Raw genomic sequence first — 18,042 nt, 5'->3', positions numbered from 1 at the left:
CCGTCGGAACGGGCGCCGGGAGTCGGCGGCCGGAATCGACTCCTCTCCTTCGGCCGCTCCCCCCGGGCATGGGAGGATCGAAGGGCCATGACAGTCATCACCGCCACCGAGCCGACCACGACGACCACCCCCGCGACCGCGACCGCGACCGCCGCCGGCGCGCGGCTGCCGATGCCCCTGCCGCTGCTGCACTCGACCGTCATCGACTGGTACGAGGCCAGCAAGCGCGACCTGCCCTGGCGGACGCCGGAGGCGACGCCGTGGGCGGTCATGGTGAGCGAGTTCATGCTCCAGCAGACCCCGGTCAAGCGGGTGCTGCCCGCTTGGCAGGCCTGGATGACCCGCTGGCCCACCCCGGCCGACCTCGCCGCCGAGCCGGCCGGCGAGGCCGTCCGGATGTGGGGCCGGCTGGGCTACCCCCGCCGTGCGCTGCGGCTGCACGCGGCCGCCGTGGCGATCACCGAGGAGCACGGCGGCGAGGTCCCGGACGACCACGCCACCCTGCTGTCGCTGCCCGGGGTGGGGGAGTACACCGCGGCCGCGGTCGCCTCCTTCGCCTTCCGCCAGCGGCACGTGGTGCTGGACACCAACGTCCGCCGGGTCTTCGCCCGCGCGGTGACCGGCGTCGAGTACCCGGCCCAGGCCACCACCGCCGCCGAGCGCCGCACCGCGACCGCCCTGCTGCCCGACGACCCGGCCACGGCCGCCACCTGGGCGGTCGGCGTGATGGAGCTGGGCGCGCTGGTCTGCACCGCCCGCGGCCCGCAGTGCGGGGACTGCCCGCTGTTCAGCGGCTGCGCCTGGCAGCGGGCCGGCCGCCCGGCGTACGAGGGCCCGGCCCGGCGCGGCCAGACCTACGAGGGGACGGACCGCCAGGTGCGCGGCAAGCTCCTCGCGGTGCTGCGCGAGGCCCACGGTTCCGTCCCGCAGGCCCGCCTGGACGCCGTCTGGCCGGACGCCGTCCAGCGGGCCCGCGCCCTGGACGGCCTGGTCGCGGACGGCCTGGTCGAGCCGGTCGAACAGGGCGTGTACCGCCTCCCGCAGTGACATCGCGGCGCTGCCGAGCCGCCGTCGCCTTAGCGACGCGGCGGGCGCTGCCGAGCGGCCGTCCCGCAGTGACGCGGCGGTGCCCCGAGGAGCGGGCCGCCCCCGTAGCGGCACGGCGGCGCTGCCGCCGCCACACCCCGCAACGCGACGGTGCCCCCGGGAGGAGCACCTCCCGGGGGCACCGCACCGAGCGGGCGCGCAGCCGTCAGACGGCCGCCGCCTCCAGCGAGGACTCGGCCGGCTTCTCGCCCTTGCCGGTGCCGCGCAGCGGCACCTCGCGCAGGAACAGCGCCGCGGCGATGGCGATCACGGCCACCCCGGCACCCCACAGGAAGACGGTGTGCAGGCCGTTGGACACCGCGTGGTGGTAGGCGTCCTGGATGTAGTCGGGCATCTTGCGCAGCTCGGCCGGGCTGGTCTGGCCCGGGTCCTTGGCGCCACCGGGGGGCAGCTGCTTGCCGGCCAGCCGCTCCTTCATGGTGTCGGTCACCCGGCTGTTGAACAGCGCGCCGAACAGCGCGACGCCGAAGGAACCGCCGATGGTGCGGAACAGGGTGGCGGTGGAGCTGGCCACGCCCATGTCCTTGAGCTCGACGCTGTTCTGGGCGACCAGCATGGTGATCTGCATCAGGAAGCCCATGCCGGCGCCCAGCACGACCATCCAGCAGGCGGAGGTGAAGCTGCTGGTCTCGGTGCCCATGGTGGAGAGCAGGATCAGGCCGCCGGTCATCACGACGGTGCCGATGATCGGGAAGACCCGGTACTTGCCGGTCTTGGTGACGGCCTGGCCGACCACCAGCGAGACGACCAGCATGCCGAACATCATCGGCATCAGCAGCAGCCCGGAGTTGGTCGCCGAGGCGCCCTGGACGATCTGCTGGTAGAGCGGCAGGAAGACGGTCGAGCCGAACATCACGAAGCCGACGATGAAGCCGATGATCGAGACCAGGGTGAAGTTCAGGTTCTTGAACAGGCTCAGCGGCAGCATCGGCTCCTCGACCCGCTGCTCCACGTAGCAGAAGGCGATCAGCGAGGCGGCGGCGAGCGCGGCCAGGCCGAGGATCTCCTTGGAGCCCCAGGCGTACTGCTGGCCGCCCCAGGTGGTGATCAGCACGAGCGAGGTGATGCCGACGGTCAGGAGGATCGCGCCCAGGTAGTCGATCCGGGCGTTGTTGCGGACCTTCGGCAGCTTCAGGGTGGCGACGACGACCGCGAGGGCGACCACGCCGAGCGGCAGGTTGATGTAGAAGGTCCAGTGCCAGCTCAGGTGGTCGGTGATGAAGCCGCCGACCAGTGGGCCGCCGATGGTGGCCAGGGCCATCACCGCGGCGAACATGCCCTGGTACTTGCCGCGGTCGCGGGGCGGGACGAGCGCGCCCATGATCGACATGACGCCGACCATCAGACCGCCGGCGCCCAGGCCCTGGAGGGCGCGGAAGCCGATCAGCTCGTTCATGTTCTGCGACAGGCCGGACAGCGCCGAGCCCACCAGGAAGATCACGATCGAGGTGAGGAAGGTGCCCTTGCGGCCGTAGAGGTCGCCGAGCTTGCCCCAGATCGGGGTGGAGGCGGCGGTGGCCAGCGTGTACGCGGTGACCACCCAGGACAGGTGCTCGGCGCCGCCGAGGTCGCCGACGATGGTCGGCATCGCGGTGCCGACGATCAGGTTGTCGAGCATGGCCAGCAGCATCGTGACGACCAAGCCGACCATGACGAGGCGGATCTCGCGGGGTGACCGCGGCTGCTCCTCCTCGGCCGTCTTGTCCTCCGGTACCGGGCCGGCGGTTTGGGACTGTGACATGGGGTGGGGTCTCCCGGAGGGTGGTTCGGACGAGCGTCGCGCCGTGCGGCGGGTCACTTACTTGTCGCCCGGCTAGTTTATCGATCGTCGGCACGGTAAGTTGTTTCCTAGCCGGTCGTCAAGCCAGTTTTAAGACCGACCGCCTGGGCAGGGAGAATGAGCCCGGGGCGGACGCCACCCTGGGGTCCGCAGCAGTCACCGACGCAGTCATGAGGCAGGCCATGGGCACTCCGCACAGCCCCCGCAGCGACACCCGGGCTCGCATCATCGAGGTGTCGCTGGAGCTCTTCTCCGAGCAGGGCTACGAGCAGACCTCGCTGCGGGAGATCGCCGACCGGCTGGGCGTCACCAAGGCCGCGCTCTACTACCACTTCAAGACCAAGGACGACATCGTCCTCGGCATCGTCGAGCGGATGGCCGCGCCGATCGACGAGACCATCGAGTGGGGCCGTCGGCAGACCTGGAGCCCGGAGGTCCGCGACGAGCTGATCAGCCGCTTCGCTGACGGAATGGCCGAGCGGGCGCCGCTGCTGCGCTTCTTCCACGAGAACCAGCCCGCGCTGCGCGAGTCCCCGGCCGGGCTCGCCTTCCGGGACCGCATGGTCACCATGGTGCAGCTGGTGCACGGGCCGGCCGCGGAGTTCCCGGACCGGCTGCGGGCCGCGATGGCGCTGTTCACCGTGCACTCGGCGCTGTTCCTGCTCAAGCAGGACACCTCGGACTGCGCCCACGCCCAGAACGTCTGGGGCGAGAAGCTGCCGACGGCCTCCCTCGACGAGGCCATCGGTGCGGCCCGGGAGGTCTCGCTGGAGATCGGCGCCCGGATCAGCCACCCCGTCAGCACCGCCGGCTGAGCCCCGCCCGACGGGGCCGGACCACGGCGGCGCGGTCCGGCGGCGGAGCCGAACGGCACGCCCGCTAGAAGGCCGTGACGCCGTGTGCGGACAGGTAGGCGATCGGGTTGACCACCGCGCCGTAGCGGTTGCTGGTGCGGATCTCGAAGTGCAGGTGCGGCCCGGTCGAGTTGCCGGTGCTGCCGGACAGGCCGACCCGCTCGCCCGCCGACACGTGGGCCCCCGCCCGGACCGAGAGCGCGGACAGGTGGGCGTACTGGGCGAAGTGCCCGTCGGCGAGCCGCAGGACGACCTCCTTGCCGTAGGCGCCGTCCCAGCCGGCCGAGACCACCGTCGCGCTGCCGACCGCCAGCACCGGGGTGCCCGGGCGGACCGCGAAGTCGACACCGGTGTGGTACCCGGCGGCGTACCCGGAGTTGGCCACGCCGTACGGGTTGCTGGTCGGCGCGTTCGGCACCGGCGCCGACCAGTCCGGTGCGGGTGCGGGAGCCGGCGCGGGCTCCGGCTGCGGCGCAGGGGCGGGTTCAGGCGCAGGCGCAGGGGCGGGCGAGGGCGCCTCGGCCGGCGCCTCGGCCGGCTCCAGGTTGGACGCCACCGCCACGAACGCCTGCGCCGAGGCGGCGTCCGCGGGCAGCTCGTACGGGCTGGGCCCGGTCACCTGGACCACGCCCGGGTCGGGCACCGCCGCCTGGGCGGCCGTGAACGCGGAACTGCCCGGGGTGGTCGGCCGCACGGTCTGCGCCGAGGCGCTGCTCGGCGCCGCCGCCAGCAGCACGCCGGCCAGCAGCACCGCGGCCGCGCCGGCGGAGGCGACCGCGTGGTCGCGCTCGGCCCGCTGCCGGCTGCCCGGCAGGGTGGCGTGCCGCGGGACGGCGAGAGCGCGCAGCGGCGGCGCCACGTGGCTGCCGAGGGCGTGGCGGAGCCGGGGCTGCCAGGCGGCCGCCTGGGCCGCCGTTCGGGCGGCGAGCCGGCGCAGGGCCGGCCCCACGGGCGGGACGGTGGACATCGCCTGGCGTACCTCACGGTCGTGCGGGGACAGCACCGGACGCCCGGTTCGGGCGGGTGCTGAGCGGGGGAGCACTCAGCTTTAACCGGCGCCGAGCGCAGTCCCAAACCGGGTGGTGTACTACCGCGCGTAGTCCTCGCACCGGCCGGAGGCCGGAGCCGACGCACCGTTGATCATGGGCGGGAGCCGCCCGGCCCGGTTCGGAGGCGCCCCGGCGCATCGCCGGCGCCGCCTACTAGGCCCGGTCGTACCCCGCCCGACCGCTGTGACCAGTGCCACCCGCGACGGGCCCCGGCCGTCGGCGAGCGCCACCGGGAACGCGGCCGGCCCGCCCCCGCGAGTGCGGGGGCGGGCCGGACGTGTGATGCGGTGGGATGCCGTGCGGCGGGATGCCGTGCGGTCATCCGCCGATCGTCAGGACGATCAGTTGTCCACCGGGCGGACCCGGATCCAGGTCTCCAGGTAGTTCGCGGACTCGTTCTCGACCTCGATGCTGGTGCCGGTCTTCGGCACGTCCACACCGCTGTACGGGTTGTCCTTGGACCACCACGACTTCAGGTCGGAGAACTCGTCGACGCCCTTGGACTTCGGGATGACGGTCTCGGCGTCGGCCTTGTGCAGGGTCAGCGCCGGGACGCGGCGCGAACCGAAGGTCGAGTCGAAGCCCTGCATGCGCGGACGCATCAGGGTGCCGTCGGCCCACTTCATCGGGGTCGGGTGCGAGTCGACCGGCAGGACGAGGCCGTGGCCCGGGTGGGCGCTGACGTTGTTGTCGGTCTGGGAGGTGTCCCAGTACCAGATCAGCAGGCCGGGCTGGTACGCGTAGTGCTCGACCCAGTTCGGCTTGCTGGCGAAGCCGAAGTTGTACGGGCCGGTCTTCAGCGTCTGGTCGAACGACACGTACTGCTTGTTCTCCGCGATGTAGTACTGCGCGTAGTCCTTGGTGTACGAGCCGCCGAAGCGGGTGAAGCCGGCGGCGGTCCAGCCGTTGTCGCCGTTCTCCACGTCGTCGCTGAACACGGTCGCGCCGTCGGCGGTCACCGTGACGTTGTCCACCGCGAAGCCGCGGTAGTGCAGACCGCCGTCGGTGGTGTTGTGGTAGCGGAACTGGATCTTCTGGCCGGCGTAGGCGTCCAGGTTGAAGGACAGGTCGCCCCAGGCGGCGGCGAGGCCGTTGACGGCCGGGCGGCCGTTCTCCTTCGGGAGCGCGGCGCCGTTCCAGGTGCCGTCCACGACGGTCCAGGTCTTGCCGCCGTCGGTGGAGACCTCACCGAAGGCGTAGTCGAAGTCCGGCTCCAGCTCGTACCAGGCCTTGGCGTTGATGCTGGCCTTGGTCTTGCCGGTCAGGTCGACGTCGCGGGTCAGCGTGACGTTCAGGTTGTCGGCGCTGCCGCTCCACCACTCGTTGCCGCCCGCGAAGGGCTTGTTGATGTCGGTGGTGATGCTCTTCTTCGGCAGGTCGACGAGGAGCGCCTGCGGCAGGTCGGTGTTGTACTCCACCGGGCCGATGTGGTGCGTCGACTCGGTGCCGGCCTTGGCGTGGTCGACCTTCAGCCAGCCGAGCTGGTACTTGCTCCAGGCGTCGAGGTCGTTCGGCATGTCGCCGATGCTGTCCTTGCCCTCGCCGAGCCAGGAACCGGAGGACATCAGCGACCAGAAGCCGACCGAGTTGTCGATGCCCTTGCCGGCGGTGTCGTAGAGGTCCGGCAGACCGAGGTCGTGGCCGTACTCGTGGGCGAAGACGCCGAGGCCGCCGTTCTCCGGCTGCATGGTGTAGTCGCCGATCCACAGGCCGGTGTTGCCGACCTGGACGCCGCCGAGCTTGTTGCCCTCGGGGCCGGCCTGGCCCGTCAGGTTGCCGTAGACGTAGGAGCGGTGCGCCCACAGGGCCTTGCTGCCCTGCTTGCCGCCACCGGCCGACTTGTCCTCACCGGCGTGCACGATCTGGAAGTGGTCGATGTACCCGTCGGGCTGGTTGAAGTTCCCGTCGTGGTGCGAGCCGTAGCGGTCCCACTGGTCGTACTGGGCCAGCGTCGCCTTGATCTGGGCGTCGGTCTGACCCTTCGCCAGCTGGTCCTTGTACCAGATGTCGACGGCGTCGCGGATCAGGTCCTGGGCGCTGGCGCAGACGTTGGAGCCGCAGTAGTCGGAGCCGTACCGGGCCTCGTTCCACGGCACCCGCACCCAGTCCGAGACCACGCCGTCGACCGAGTAGCGGCCCGAGGACTGCTTCTCGTAGAAGGTCTTCAGCGAGGGCTTGTCCTTGGCGAAGTACAGGTCCTGGTAGTGCGCCTGGTTGTAGTCGGCCTGCCAGGCGGTCGAGTTGTTCGTCGCGCGGTCCGGCGCGGCGATCTCGTTGTGCTTGGGGCCGGGCTCGCCGCCGTACTTGACCTTGCCGTCGGCGGTCTTGGTGGTGTTGTCGACCTGGTCGCCGAAGTCGACCAGGATCGTGAAGATCTTGTCCGTGCGCTCGCGGGCGAGCTCCACGTACTTGTCCTTGCCGAGCTTCACGCTGGTGCTGCCGTTGTGCTGCTCGACCTGGGCGGTGCCGTCGAGCAGCTGCTCGGTGGCGGCCTTGTGCTCGGCCTCCACCTTGGCCGTCAGCGGCCCCGGGAGGTTGTGCTCCGTGTTGACGGCCTGGACGGCGTCAGCCGGGTCCTTCGGCACGGGGGCCGAGCCGGCCGCCACGGCGGTGCCCGGGAACAGACCCGCCCCGAGCGTGACTATGACCGCCGCAGCCGTCGCGACCGCAGCGGTTCTCCTGGTGTTCTTCAACGTTGTGACGTCCTCCCCGACCGGGGCCAGCTCATGGCCAAGGCCCGGCAAACCAAAATGAAAGACAGGTGGACGTCATTTGATCCAAGCGTGCACGGAAAAGATAGACCTTGACCGTGACATGGGCACGGCGCTATCCTCCCCGACTTCACATCAGCTGACAAAGAGTCAACCGTATGAGCATTAAAGCTTACTGAGAAATGGGGCGTACCCGCACCAACCCGCCGGGAAGCCACCCGTTCCGGACCGCACCGGTGCGACGGCCGACCGGCCCCGAACGTACCGAGCCCCCGGCGCGGACGCCGGGGGCTCGGTGGCTGTGAAGTTGTCTGTTAAATGTTGGTCACTTCGTCAGGTCCGGACCGGACGAGGCGACCGCGGCCGGGGTGTCCGCGACGGCCGTCTTCTCCTCGCCGCGGAAGGTGAACTTGGCGTCCTTGCCCTCGCCCTCGACGTCGACGACGACGATGTGGCCGGCCCGCAGCTCGCCGAAGAGGATCTTCTCGGAGAGGTGGTCCTCGATCTCGCGCTGGATGGTGCGGCGCAGCGGACGGGCGCCGAGGATCGGGTCGTAGCCGCGCTTGGCCAGCAGCTTCTTGGCCTCGACGCTGAGCTCCAGGCCCATGTCCTTGTCCTTGAGCCGCTCGTCCACCTTGGCGATCATGAGGTCGACGATCTGGATGATGTCGTCCTCGGACAGCTGGTGGAACACCACGATGTCGTCGACGCGGTTCAGGAACTCGGGGCGGAAGTGCTGCTTGAGCTCCTCGCCGACCTTCGCCTTCATCCGCTCGTACCCGGTCTGGGTGTCGCCCGTGGCCGCGAAGCCCAGGTTGAAGCCCTTGGAGATGTCCCGGGTGCCGAGGTTGGTCGTCATGATGATGACGGTGTTCTTGAAGTCGACCACGCGGCCCTGGGAGTCGGTCAGGCGACCGTCCTCCAGGATCTGCAGCAGCGAGTTGAAGATGTCCGGGTGGGCCTTCTCGACCTCGTCGAAGAGGACGACGGAGAACGGCTTGCGGCGGACCTTCTCGGTCAGCTGGCCGCCCTCCTCGTAGCCCACGTAGCCGGGCGGGGAGCCGAACAGCCGGGAGACGGTGTGCTTCTCGGAGAACTCGGACATGTCGAGCGCGATCAGCGCGTCCTCGTCGCCGAACAGGAACTCCGCCAGGGTCTTGGACAGCTCCGTCTTACCGACGCCGGACGGGCCGGCGAAGATGAACGAACCGCCGGGGCGCTTCGGGTCCTTGAGGCCCGCACGGGTGCGCCGGATGGCCTGGGAGAGCGCCTTGATGGCGTCCTTCTGGCCGATGACGCGCTTGTGCAGCTCGTCCTCCATGCGCAGCAGCCGGGAGGTCTCCTCCTCGGTCAGCTTGAAGACCGGGATGCCGGTGGCGGTGGCCAGGACCTCGGCGATGAGCTCCTCGTTGACCTCCGCGACGACGTCCATGTCGCCGGCCTTCCACTCCTTCTCGCGCTTGGCCTTGGCCTGCAGGAGCTGCTTCTCGTCGTCGCGCAGGGACGCGGCCTTCTCGAAGTCCTGCGCGTCGATCGCGCTCTCCTTCTCGCGGCGCACGTCGGCGATCTTCTCGTCGAACTCGCGCAGGTCCGGCGGCGCGGTCATCCGGCGGATGCGCATCCGGGAGCCGGCCTCGTCGATCAGGTCGATCGCCTTGTCCGGCAGGAAGCGGTCCGAGATGTACCGGTCGGCCAGGGTGGCGGCGGCGACCAGGGCGGCGTCCGTGATGGAGACCCGGTGGTGGGCCTCGTAGCGGTCGCGCAGACCCTTGAGGATCTCGATGGTGTGCGGCAGCGAGGGCTCGGCGACCTGGATGGGCTGGAAGCGGCGCTCCAGCGCGGCGTCCTTCTCCAGGTGCTTGCGGTACTCGTCCAGGGTGGTGGCACCAATGGTCTGCAGCTCGCCGCGGGCCAGCATCGGCTTGAGGATGCTGGCGGCGTCGATGGCGCCCTCGGCGGCGCCCGCGCCGACCAGGGTGTGCAGCTCGTCGATGAACAGGATGATGTCGCCGCGGGTGCGGATCTCCTTGAGCACCTTCTTCAGGCGCTCCTCGAAGTCGCCGCGGTAGCGCGAGCCGGCCACCAGGGCGCCCAGGTCCAGCGTGTAGAGCTGCTTGTCCTTGAGCGTCTCCGGGACCTCGCCCTTGACGATCGCCTGGGCCAGGCCCTCGACCACGGCGGTCTTGCCGACGCCGGGCTCACCGATCAGGACGGGGTTGTTCTTGGTGCGGCGGGACAGCACCTGCATGACCCGCTCGATCTCCTTCTCGCGCCCGATGACCGGGTCGAGCTTGGCCTCGCGGGCCGCCTGGGTCAGGTTGCGGCCGAACTGGTCCAGGACCAGCGAGGTCGACGGGGTGCCCTCGGCGGGCCCGCCGGCCGTGGCCGACTCCTTGCCGCCACCGGTCTGGTAGCCGGAGAGCAGCTGGATCACCTGCTGGCGCACCCGGTTGAGGTCGGCACCCAGCTTCACCAGGACCTGGGCGGCGACGCCCTCGCCCTCGCGGATCAGGCCGAGCAGGATGTGCTCGGTGCCGATGTAGTTGTGGCCGAGCTGCAGGGCCTCCCGGAGCGACAGCTCCAGGACCTTCTTCGCCCGGGGAGTGAAGGGAATGTGACCGGACGGGGCCTGCTGGCCCTGGCCGATGATCTCCTCGACCTGCTGGCGCACGGCCTCAAGGGAAATCCCGAGGCTCTCCAGGGCCTTGGCGGCGACGCCCTCGCCCTCGTGGATCAGACCCAGGAGGATGTGCTCGGTGCCGATGTAGTTGTGGTTGAGCATCCGGGCTTCTTCCTGAGCCAGGACGACAACCCGCCGCGCGCGGTCGGTGAACCTCTCGAACATCGTTTATCGCTCCTCAGAGCGGTCGGGCAGTTCGGGGTCCGTCCCCGCCCTGTCCTTCCGCATGCTAGTCCCGCTCAGCGGCGCGGCCCACGGATTCACTCCCCGGTAGAGGAGCGAGATGCTGCGCGACCAGCCGACACCAATCCCAACCTGATGCTGGGAATCGGTGTTCCCACAGGTGGGCCGGATGCACCGGAAACCGCTACGCCATCGGCGAACACGAGCCGCCGGGGCACAGCCGGGCCCTCTCCGGCCGGTCGCACTTGCTGCCCCTGGACGGGTCCAACAACCCGCCCACCTGCATTCATACCCGGTATCGGGGCGGTTCTCGCGCAGTTTCCGCGGTGGCGGTGTTCGCCTGGCGAGAAGTCCGGCCGTGGTGACGGTGGTTCAACGCGGTCGGAAGGGCCGGTGCGCCCGTCCCGGTGTGTCCGCGTTACCGCTTCGCCCCTACAGCGTTGCACAACTCGTGATTGTTCCGCCGCCCCGGCCCGCAGCCCCGGAAGCCCCCGGCCCGGCCGGCACGGCGGCCGTCCGGGCGCGCGCCGCGGGGCGCGGAGGTGGCTCCTCCGCGCCCCGCGCGTGTGTCGTCGGCGCCGTGGGCGGCCGCCGGGGTCCCGAACCCGCTCCGCCGGGCCGGCGGCGCCGGGCTCAGGACGCGTTGGCCTTGTCGTAGGCCTCGCGGACCGTGCTCGGCACCCGGCCGCGGTCGTTGACCTCCATGCCCTGCTCCTTGGCCCACGCGCGGATCTTCGCGGTGTCCGGAGCGCTGCCGGACGGGCGCGCCGCGGTCCCGCGGCCCGGGCGCCGGGAGCCGGCGAGACGGCCGCTCTGCTTGCGGCCCTTCTCCACGTAGGGCGCCAGCAGACCGCGCAACTTGTCCGCGTTGGCGCTCTTCAGGTCGATCTCGTAGGCAACGCCGTCCAGCGCGAACGTCACCGTCTCGTCCGCCGAACCGCCCTCGAGATCGTCTTCAAGAATGACCTGCACCCTCTGTGCCACGGGCTTCCCTTTCCGCTAAACGACCCATTGCCTAAGGAAAGGAAAGCGCCTTTCTCCGGAAAACACAAACCCCTGACCGGCTCGGAGCCGCTCAGAGGTGCAGCAGCATGCGCGAGTTGCCCAGTGTGTTGGGCTTCACGCGCTCCAGGTCAAGGAACTCGGCGACACCTTCATCGTACGAGCGGAGGAGTTCTTCATAGACGTCCGTAGCGATCGCCGCCGGGTCTGTCGTACCATCATCGGTTTCCTGGAGCTCCCCGATCTCGACGAAACCGTGTTTCGCGAAGAAGGCGACCTCGAACGTCAAGCAGAAAATCCGACGGACGCCGAGCCAGCGGGCCGTCTGCACCAGCTTCTCCAACAGCAGGTGCCCGATCCCGAAGCCTCGGCAGACCGGATCCACCGCGAGCGTACGGACCTCCGCGAGGTCCTCCCACATCACGTGCAGGGCTCCGCAGGCCACCACCGCGCCGTTGTCGTCGCGTTCCGCGACCCAGAACTCCTGGACGGATTCGAACAGTGTGACAGTGGGCTTGTCGAGCAGAATGCCGTCCGGCGAGTAGGCGTCGATGAGCCTGCGCACGGCCCGTACGTCAGGGGTCCGCGCGCGGCGGATGGTGACCTCCATGGCGGGACGTTATCGCGTCGCCCCCGGCGCGGTCTCCCCGGTATCCGCTCCAGCGCTATCCGGCGGGTCCGCCGCGGAATCCGCGCCGGGCGGATCGGACGGGAACAGAGCCGCCACCCGCAGCGCGTCCCGCAGCGCCTCGCGTTGCTCGGGCGACATCAGGCCGAAGAAGTGGACCAGGGCCGCCGCGGGATTGTCGCTCGTGGCCCAGGCGTCGTTCATCAGGGCCGCGGTGTAGGCCTCGCGCGAGGAGACCGGTTCATATCGATAGGCGCGCCCGGCCCGCTCGCGGCGCAGCCAGCCCTTTCTGTGCAGCTTGTCCAGGACGGTCATCACCGTGGTGTAGGCGATTTCGCGTTCCGACCGCAGATCCAGGAGAACCTCGCGAACCGTGACCGGTCGGTTCCACCGCCACACCCGGGTCATGATGGCGTTCTCAAGTTCGCCGAGTTGCCGGACCATAGTGCCGCCAGGATAGGGAGCGAATGGGGCCGGTCCCGTGAAGTGCCCCCGAACCGGCGCGCCGCCACCCCCGGGAATCGGGAATGGCGGCGCGCGCGGTGGTGCGGGGGGCGGCTGACGTCGTCAGTCGCGGGTTCGTCCGCAGGGGAGCCCCCGGGGGGAGGCCCGCCGGGTCGGGCGGGCCCCGGGAGGGCTCAGTCGATGTCTTCCTTGGCCTTCTGGGCCCCGCCCTGGCTGCGGAAGATGGCCCGCACCAGGAATCCGAAGCCGATCGCCATGACCAGCGGCGGCACGATCGCGCTGACGTAGTCCATCAGGTCACTCCTCCTCGGTCTTCTCCGCCGTCGCGGCGGACGCCTTGGGCTCCGGCTTCACCAGCGGGAAGAGCACGGTCTCCCGGATGTTCTTGCCGGTCAGCAGCATGATCAGGCGGTCCACGCCGAGGCCGAGGCCGCCGGTCGGGGGCATCGCGTACTCCAGGGCACGCAGGAAGTCCTCGTCCAGCTGCATCGCCTCGACGTCGCCGCCGGCCGCCAGCAGGGACTGGGCGGTGAGGCGGGCGCGCTGCTCGACCGGGTCGATCAGCTCGGAGTAGGCGGTGCCGATCTCGGTGCCGAAGATCACCAGGTCCCACTTCTCGGCCACGCCCGGGATGCTGCGGTGCCGGCGGGTCAGCGGGGAGACCTCGGTCGGGTAGTCCTTGATGAAGGTCGGCCGGACGGCGTTCTCCTCCAGCAGGCGCTCGACCATCTCCAGCACGATCTGGCCGTGGCCCCAGGACTTCTCGAACGGGATGCCGTGGTCGAAGGCCAGCTTGCGCAGCTCCTCGACGCCGGTCTCCGGGGTGACCTCGACGCCCAGCCGGGCGGAGATGCCCGGGTAGACGCTGACCTCCTCCCACGGCTCGGCCAGGTCGATCTCGTGCTCCACGCCGTGCGGGTCCAGGCCCCGGATCACCGTGGTGCCCAGGGCGTCCCGGGCGGCGTTGATGATCGTCTCGCGGATCAGCTCGGCCTGGGTGTCGTAGTCGCCGTAGGCCTCGTACGACTCCAGCGAGGTGAACTCCGGGTTGTGGGTGGAGTCCGCGCCCTCGTTGCGGAAGTTGCGGTTGATCTCGAAGACCTTCTCGGCGCCGCCGACCACCAGCCGCTTGAGGTACAGCTCCGGCGCGATGCGCATGTAGAGGTCGATGTCGTACGCGTTGATGTGGGTCTTGAACGGACGGGCGTTGGCGCCGCCGTGCACCGGCTGCAGCATCGGGGTCTCGACCTCGATGTAGCCGCGGTCCTCGTAGGTGCGGCGGATCGAGCGGACGACCTTGCTGCGCAGGTGCAGGATCTCGCGGGCCTCGGGGTTCACGATCAGGTCGACGTACCGCTGGCGGACCCGGGCCTCCGGGTCGGTCAGGCCCTTGTGCTTGTCCGGCAGCGGGCGCAGGCACTTGGCGGTGAGCTCCCAGCGGTCCACCATCACGGACAGCTCGCCGCGCTTGGAGGTGATCACCTCGCCCTCGACGCCGACCTGGTCACCGAGGTCGATGTCGGACTTCCAGGCCGCCAGGCGCTCGGCGCCCAGCTTGTCCAGGGAGAGCATCACCTGGAGGTCGCCGCTGCCGTCGCGCAGGGTGGCGAAGCAGAGCTTGCCGCCGGTGCGGGAGAGGATCACCCGGCCGGTGATGCCGACGCGCTCGCCGGTGGCGGTGTCGGGCTCCAGGTCCGGGTGCTTGGCACGCAGGTCGGCGATGGTGCTGGTGCGGGGGAACCCGACGGGGTACGGGTCGACACCGGCCTCCCGGAGCCGGTCCAGCTTCTCGCGCCGGACGCGCATCTGCTCGGGAAGGTCGTCGGTCGCGGGAATAACGCTCTGATCGCTCACCCCACAAGGGTAGCCAGCCGTACACCGTGCTCCGCGACGGGCTGACGGGTGAGGGGAGACCGCGGTGGCGGCCTCCCCTCACGCGGCGTCGGTCCAGGCGGTCAGCCGTCCTGGCGCGCCCGGAACCGGCGCGCGGCGACCAGGGCGGCGCCGCCGAGCAGCACGGCCGCGGCGCCCGCCCCCGCCAGCGGCAGGACGGCGGAGGAGCCGGTGCTGGCCAGGCTGCCGCCGGCCGCCCGGCCGGCGGCGGGACCGTCGCTCCCGGCGCCGCCCGCGGCGGCCGGGGACGGCGAACCGGCGGCGGGCAGCGCGGCCGGGGCGACGGTGGCGGACGGCGCGGCCGTGGCGGACCGGGACGGGGCCGGCGTCACGGTGGCCGTCGCGCCGCCGGTGGGCGCTGGGGTGCCGGTCGCGCCGCCCCGCAGGGCGACCGTGACCAGGTCGTTGGCCGGGTTGTGGTCCCAGGCCATGACGGCACTGGGGTGGCCGTCCTCGAACGCGCTCTGCTCGTTCTGCAGCGAGACCGTGGCGGTCAACGGCCCGGTGCCCGCGGGGAGCTTCAGGTTCAGCTTGTGGGCGACGGTGGCGCCGTTGGGCATGAAGCTGCTGCCCACGCCGTCGCAGGTGAACTTGTTCAGGGGCTTGTCGGACTTGCGGCCGTGGACGTAGTCGTCCGCCCGGCACGTGGCCGGGAGGTCGGTGACGGTGACGCCTTCGGGGAGCTGCACGCTGACGTGGGGAGCGCCCTCGCCGCCGCTGCGGTCCATGATCGACGCCGGGCCCTTGTTCCCCATGCCGACGGTGAGGGAGCCGGCCGTGCCGGTGGCGTCGGGCGCCCAGCCGCCGGTCGCCTCGAAGTCGGCGCTGCTGTCGGCGAGGACCTCCTGCTCGGTGCCGTAGCCGTTCACGTCGAGGCCGGGCGGGATCCCCTCGCCGGCGGACTTGACCAGGGTGGCGGGCGCGCCCGTGCCCCGCTGGAACGACATCAGCTTGCGCAGGTCCGCGCCGTCGTTGCCGTAGACGTCCTCGGCGGTGAACACCGCGTAGTCGGCGAAGTCGTAGTAGGCCTGCGGGCCGACGCCGAGATCGAGTCCGTTGAGCTTGACCGCCTGGCCGGGGGCGATCTCGCCGTCGATGGTGCAGATGGCGTGCGTGCTGGGCTCCGGCTGACCGGAGTTCTTGTCGCCCCGGGTCCCCTTGTCGACGGCGTACTCGCAGTTGGAGGGCCAGGTGTCGACGGTGAGGCCGGTCGTCAGGAGGATGTTGACGATCGCGCGCTTGGCGGGGAGCTGGCCGTGGTTGGCGAACTCCAGCGCCGCGGGCAGCTTGCTGCCGACCTTGACGTCCTTGTTCAGGGAGGGCGCCTTGGTGCGGAACACGGCCGCGCCGACGTCCACCCGGAAGTCCGCCGTGCCGGTCTGGGCGCCGGGGGCGCTGAGGGTGGCGTGGACCGTCCCGCTGGCGCCGGGCTTGACGCCGGCGACGGCGCTCAGCCACAGGCTGCCGGTGATGTTGATCTTGTCGTAGTCCAGCCGGTGGAGGTCGCAGGTGATCGTCTTGCCCTCGGTGCTGCAGCCGCGGGCGGTCAGCGTGGCCACGCCGTCGAGACCGGTGGTGTCGAGCGTGAGCTTGACGTTGTCGACGGGGCCGGTGCCGGTGCGGCCCACGTGCATGAAGACGTTCTCGCCCCACTGCGGCGGCGCGGTGGGCTCGGTCGTGAGCTGGTAGGAACCGGCCACGAAGATCTTGAGCTGGTGGTCGGCGGCATGGGCCGGAAGGGCGGCCGTGCCGACGGCCAGGGCGGCCACGACGGCGGCCGAACCCGCGCCGAGAGCCCGGCGGGTGCGGGTCGAGTGCATGCAATTCCCCCGATCGAATGGTGTAACCCCGAACATTAAAGAGGGATTACGGCCGGTCAATCGGGTTGATCCGGCACCAAATCCGACAGGTGGGGATCGAACGGCCCGCCGCGGGAGGCGATGGTTATGAAGACGTGATGTGCCATCGGTGGCGGAACCGAGGATTTGTCGACACATGGACGGAGGGGAGACCGCGCGGTCTCCCCTCCGGGGTGAAAGAAGGTGGTTCAGCCGGTGCCGGTGCGGAGTTCGATCTCCTCCGGCGCCTCGTCGGCGGGCGGGGCCGGACGGGCCGGGGGCTTGGGGCGGCGGCCGAAGAGTTCGGCCGGGGTGGGCATCCGGTGCGGGCGGGGCGGGGTCTGCGCGGCGGGCTGCTCCGGGCGGGAGTCGGTGCTGCTCATCGTGGTCCGTCCTCCTACAGGGGTGGGGTGACTGCTCGGTGGTGCGGCGGGGTTCGGTACGGCCACCAGGTGGCGCGGTTGCCCGGCGGTGAGGGCGAGCCGTTCGCGCACCGCGGCCTCGGCCAGGGCGTGGCAGCGGCCGGCCAGCCGGGAGCGGCGGGCCCGCTCGCCGTGGCCGCAGGGCTGGCGGGTGAGCCCGCGCAGCGCGGTGAGGTCCTCGGGCCCGGGGAGGTAGCCGTCGGCCACGGCCTCCTCCAGGCGTTCCAGGTAGCCGGGGGCGCTGCCGGGCAGGGCGGAGCGGTAGCGGTGGAGGTCGGCGAGCAGGAAGGCGCGCAGTCGGCCGCCTTCCTGCACGGCCTCGTCGATCGCCTCGGTCAGGCGCAGGGCGTCCTGGACGTCCTCCGCCCACACGTCGGCCCCCGGCCCGGCGAACGCCGTCCGGTCGGGCCCCTGGAGGTGGACGGGGACGGCGGGGTGCAGGGCTTGGGCGAGGGCTCGGCGCAGCACGCGGACTTCGTCGGCGCTGAAGGCCATGCCGCCGCGCGATCCGTGTGGCGTAGGCATGGGTTGACACTACGTGAGGAATATCCGATTTGTCGGTAACGTCGCGCGGAATTCCCCACGGTCGGCCCGCTGGAGGGATCCGGATCCCGGACCCGGATCCCTGACCGGGATCAGCTCGGCCGGTTGCGCTCGTAGACCAGGCGCAGGCCGATCAGCGTCAGCCACGGTTCGTGCACGTCGATGGTGGTGGCCTCGCCGAGGACCAGCGGCGCGAGGCCGCCGGTGGCGATCACCTGGACGTCGTCCGGGTCCTTCGCGAGTTCCCGGGCCATCCGGTCGACCAGACCGTCGACCTGCCCGGCGAAGCCGTAGAGGATGCCGGACTGCATGCCCTCGACGGTGTTCTTGCCGATCACGTTGCGCGGGCGGGCCAGCTCGATCTTGCGCAGCTGGGCGCCGCGGACGCCGAGCGCCTCGACCGAGATCTCGATGCCGGGGGCGATCGCGCCGCCGACGTAGTCGCCCCGGGCGTTGACCGCGTCGAAGGTGGTCGCCGTGCCGAAGTCGACCACGATGCACGGGCCGCCGTACAGGTGGTTGGCGGCCAGCGCGTTCACGATCCGGTCGGCGCCGACCTCCTTGGGGTTGTCCATCAGGACGTGCACCCCGGTCTTCACCCCCGGCTCCACGATCACCGCGGGGACGTCGCCGTAGTAGCGGCGGGTCACCTCGCGGAGCTCGTGGAGCACGGCGGGCACGGAGGAGCAGATCGCCAGGCCCTCCACCGCGGCCTCCCGGACCGCGGTGTGGTTGCCCATCAGTCCCTGGAGGAGCACCGCCAGTTCATCGGCCGTGCGGCGCGGATCGGTGGAGATCCGCCAGTGTTCCACCACGTCCTCGCCGTCGAACAGGCCGAGTGTGGTCTGGGTGTTGCCGACGTCGATGGTGAGGAGCATGGGGCGCTT

The 18,042-nt window shown here is 71.0% G+C and carries 13 protein-coding genes; 2 read left to right on the top strand and 11 right to left on the bottom strand.

Annotated features, from left to right (window positions below):
* Positions 1–87: 87 nt before the first annotated feature.
* Positions 88–1,047: an A/G-specific adenine glycosylase gene (locus ACGF07_RS17055; protein ID WP_392899447.1), complete on the top strand. Its 960-nt coding sequence runs from the start codon at positions 88–90 to the stop codon at positions 1,045–1,047.
* Between the two features lie 205 nt (positions 1,048–1,252).
* On the opposite strand, the gene ACGF07_RS17050 is transcribed toward ACGF07_RS17055, so the two are convergent.
* On the bottom strand, positions 1,253–2,848 hold the full coding sequence (locus ACGF07_RS17050) for an MDR family MFS transporter (protein WP_350745848.1): 1,596 nt from the start codon (positions 2,846–2,848) through the stop codon (positions 1,253–1,255).
* Positions 2,849–3,069: 221 nt separating this feature from the next.
* Between ACGF07_RS17050 and ACGF07_RS17045 the strand changes: the two genes are divergently transcribed.
* Positions 3,070–3,702, top strand: coding sequence for a TetR/AcrR family transcriptional regulator (locus ACGF07_RS17045; protein WP_392899444.1), 633 nt, complete (start codon positions 3,070–3,072; stop codon positions 3,700–3,702).
* Positions 3,703–3,766: 64 nt separating this feature from the next.
* Here the strand turns inward: ACGF07_RS17045 and ACGF07_RS17040 are convergent, their stop codons facing one another.
* From ACGF07_RS17040 to ACGF07_RS16995, 10 genes are all read right to left on the bottom strand, one after another.
* On the bottom strand, positions 3,767–4,708 hold the full coding sequence (locus ACGF07_RS17040; RefSeq protein ID WP_392899442.1) for a M23 family metallopeptidase: 942 nt from the start codon (positions 4,706–4,708) through the stop codon (positions 3,767–3,769).
* Between the two features lie 423 nt (positions 4,709–5,131).
* On the bottom strand, positions 5,132–7,483 hold the full coding sequence (locus ACGF07_RS17035) for an immune inhibitor A domain-containing protein (protein ID WP_392899439.1): 2,352 nt from the start codon (positions 7,481–7,483) through the stop codon (positions 5,132–5,134).
* A gap of 343 nt (positions 7,484–7,826) precedes the next feature.
* Positions 7,827–10,346: an ATP-dependent Clp protease ATP-binding subunit gene (locus ACGF07_RS17030; RefSeq protein WP_392899436.1), complete on the bottom strand. Its 2,520-nt coding sequence runs from the start codon at positions 10,344–10,346 to the stop codon at positions 7,827–7,829.
* Between the two features lie 651 nt (positions 10,347–10,997).
* Positions 10,998–11,348 (bottom strand): Lsr2 family protein, encoded by a 351-nt coding sequence (locus ACGF07_RS17025; protein WP_350743397.1) that lies wholly within the window; start codon positions 11,346–11,348, stop codon positions 10,998–11,000.
* A gap of 91 nt (positions 11,349–11,439) precedes the next feature.
* Positions 11,440–11,976, bottom strand: coding sequence for an amino-acid N-acetyltransferase (locus ACGF07_RS17020; RefSeq protein ID WP_350743399.1), 537 nt, complete (start codon positions 11,974–11,976; stop codon positions 11,440–11,442).
* Positions 11,977–11,985: 9 nt separating this feature from the next.
* A complete protein-coding gene (locus tag ACGF07_RS17015; protein WP_350743401.1) occupies positions 11,986–12,438 on the bottom strand; it encodes a BlaI/MecI/CopY family transcriptional regulator in 453 nt (150 codons plus the stop codon).
* A 318-nt stretch (positions 12,439–12,756) separates the two neighbouring features.
* Complete coding sequence (gene lysX / locus ACGF07_RS17010) at positions 12,757–14,313, bottom strand: bifunctional lysylphosphatidylglycerol synthetase/lysine--tRNA ligase LysX (RefSeq protein WP_350743403.1); 1,557 nt, start codon at positions 14,311–14,313, stop codon at positions 12,757–12,759.
* 101 nt (positions 14,314–14,414) lie between these two features.
* Complete coding sequence (locus ACGF07_RS17005; RefSeq protein ID WP_392899432.1) at positions 14,415–16,172, bottom strand: hypothetical protein; 1,758 nt, start codon at positions 16,170–16,172, stop codon at positions 14,415–14,417.
* Between the two features lie 227 nt (positions 16,173–16,399).
* Positions 16,400–17,137 carry a hypothetical protein gene (locus ACGF07_RS17000; protein ID WP_350743407.1) on the bottom strand — a complete coding sequence of 246 codons (738 nt, stop codon included), beginning with the start codon at positions 17,135–17,137 and terminating at the stop codon, positions 16,400–16,402.
* 110 nt (positions 17,138–17,247) lie between these two features.
* Positions 17,248–18,033, bottom strand: coding sequence for a type III pantothenate kinase (locus tag ACGF07_RS16995; protein WP_350743409.1), 786 nt, complete (start codon positions 18,031–18,033; stop codon positions 17,248–17,250).
* Positions 18,034–18,042 lie beyond the last annotated feature (9 nt).

Source organism: Kitasatospora sp. NPDC048194 (assembly GCF_043202455.1).
GTDB lineage: Bacteria > Actinomycetota > Actinomycetes > Streptomycetales > Streptomycetaceae > Kitasatospora.
The sequence above is the reverse complement of the archived record's forward strand: the minus strand, read 5'-3'. Positions and strand labels throughout refer to the sequence as shown.

Bases quoted from the DNA above. Each gene is read 5' to 3' on its own strand.
- ACGF07_RS17055 (WP_392899447.1), top strand. From the start codon at position 88: ATGACAGTCATCACCGCCACCGAGCCGACCACGACGACCACCCCCGCG.
- ACGF07_RS17050 (WP_350745848.1), bottom strand. From the start codon at position 2,848: ATGTCACAGTCCCAAACCGCCGGCCCGGTACCGGAGGACAAGACGGCC.
- ACGF07_RS17045 (WP_392899444.1), top strand. From the start codon at position 3,070: ATGGGCACTCCGCACAGCCCCCGCAGCGACACCCGGGCTCGCATCATC.
- ACGF07_RS17040 (WP_392899442.1), bottom strand. From the start codon at position 4,708: ATGTCCACCGTCCCGCCCGTGGGGCCGGCCCTGCGCCGGCTCGCCGCC.
- ACGF07_RS17030 (WP_392899436.1), bottom strand. From the start codon at position 10,346: ATGTTCGAGAGGTTCACCGACCGCGCGCGGCGGGTTGTCGTCCTGGCT.
- ACGF07_RS17020 (WP_350743399.1), bottom strand. From the start codon at position 11,976: ATGGAGGTCACCATCCGCCGCGCGCGGACCCCTGACGTACGGGCCGTG.
- ACGF07_RS17015 (WP_350743401.1), bottom strand. From the start codon at position 12,438: ATGGTCCGGCAACTCGGCGAACTTGAGAACGCCATCATGACCCGGGTG.
- ACGF07_RS17005 (WP_392899432.1), bottom strand. From the start codon at position 16,172: ATGCACTCGACCCGCACCCGCCGGGCTCTCGGCGCGGGTTCGGCCGCC.
- ACGF07_RS17000 (WP_350743407.1), bottom strand. From the start codon at position 17,137: ATGCCTACGCCACACGGATCGCGCGGCGGCATGGCCTTCAGCGCCGAC.
- ACGF07_RS16995 (WP_350743409.1), bottom strand. From the start codon at position 18,033: ATGCTCCTCACCATCGACGTCGGCAACACCCAGACCACACTCGGCCTG.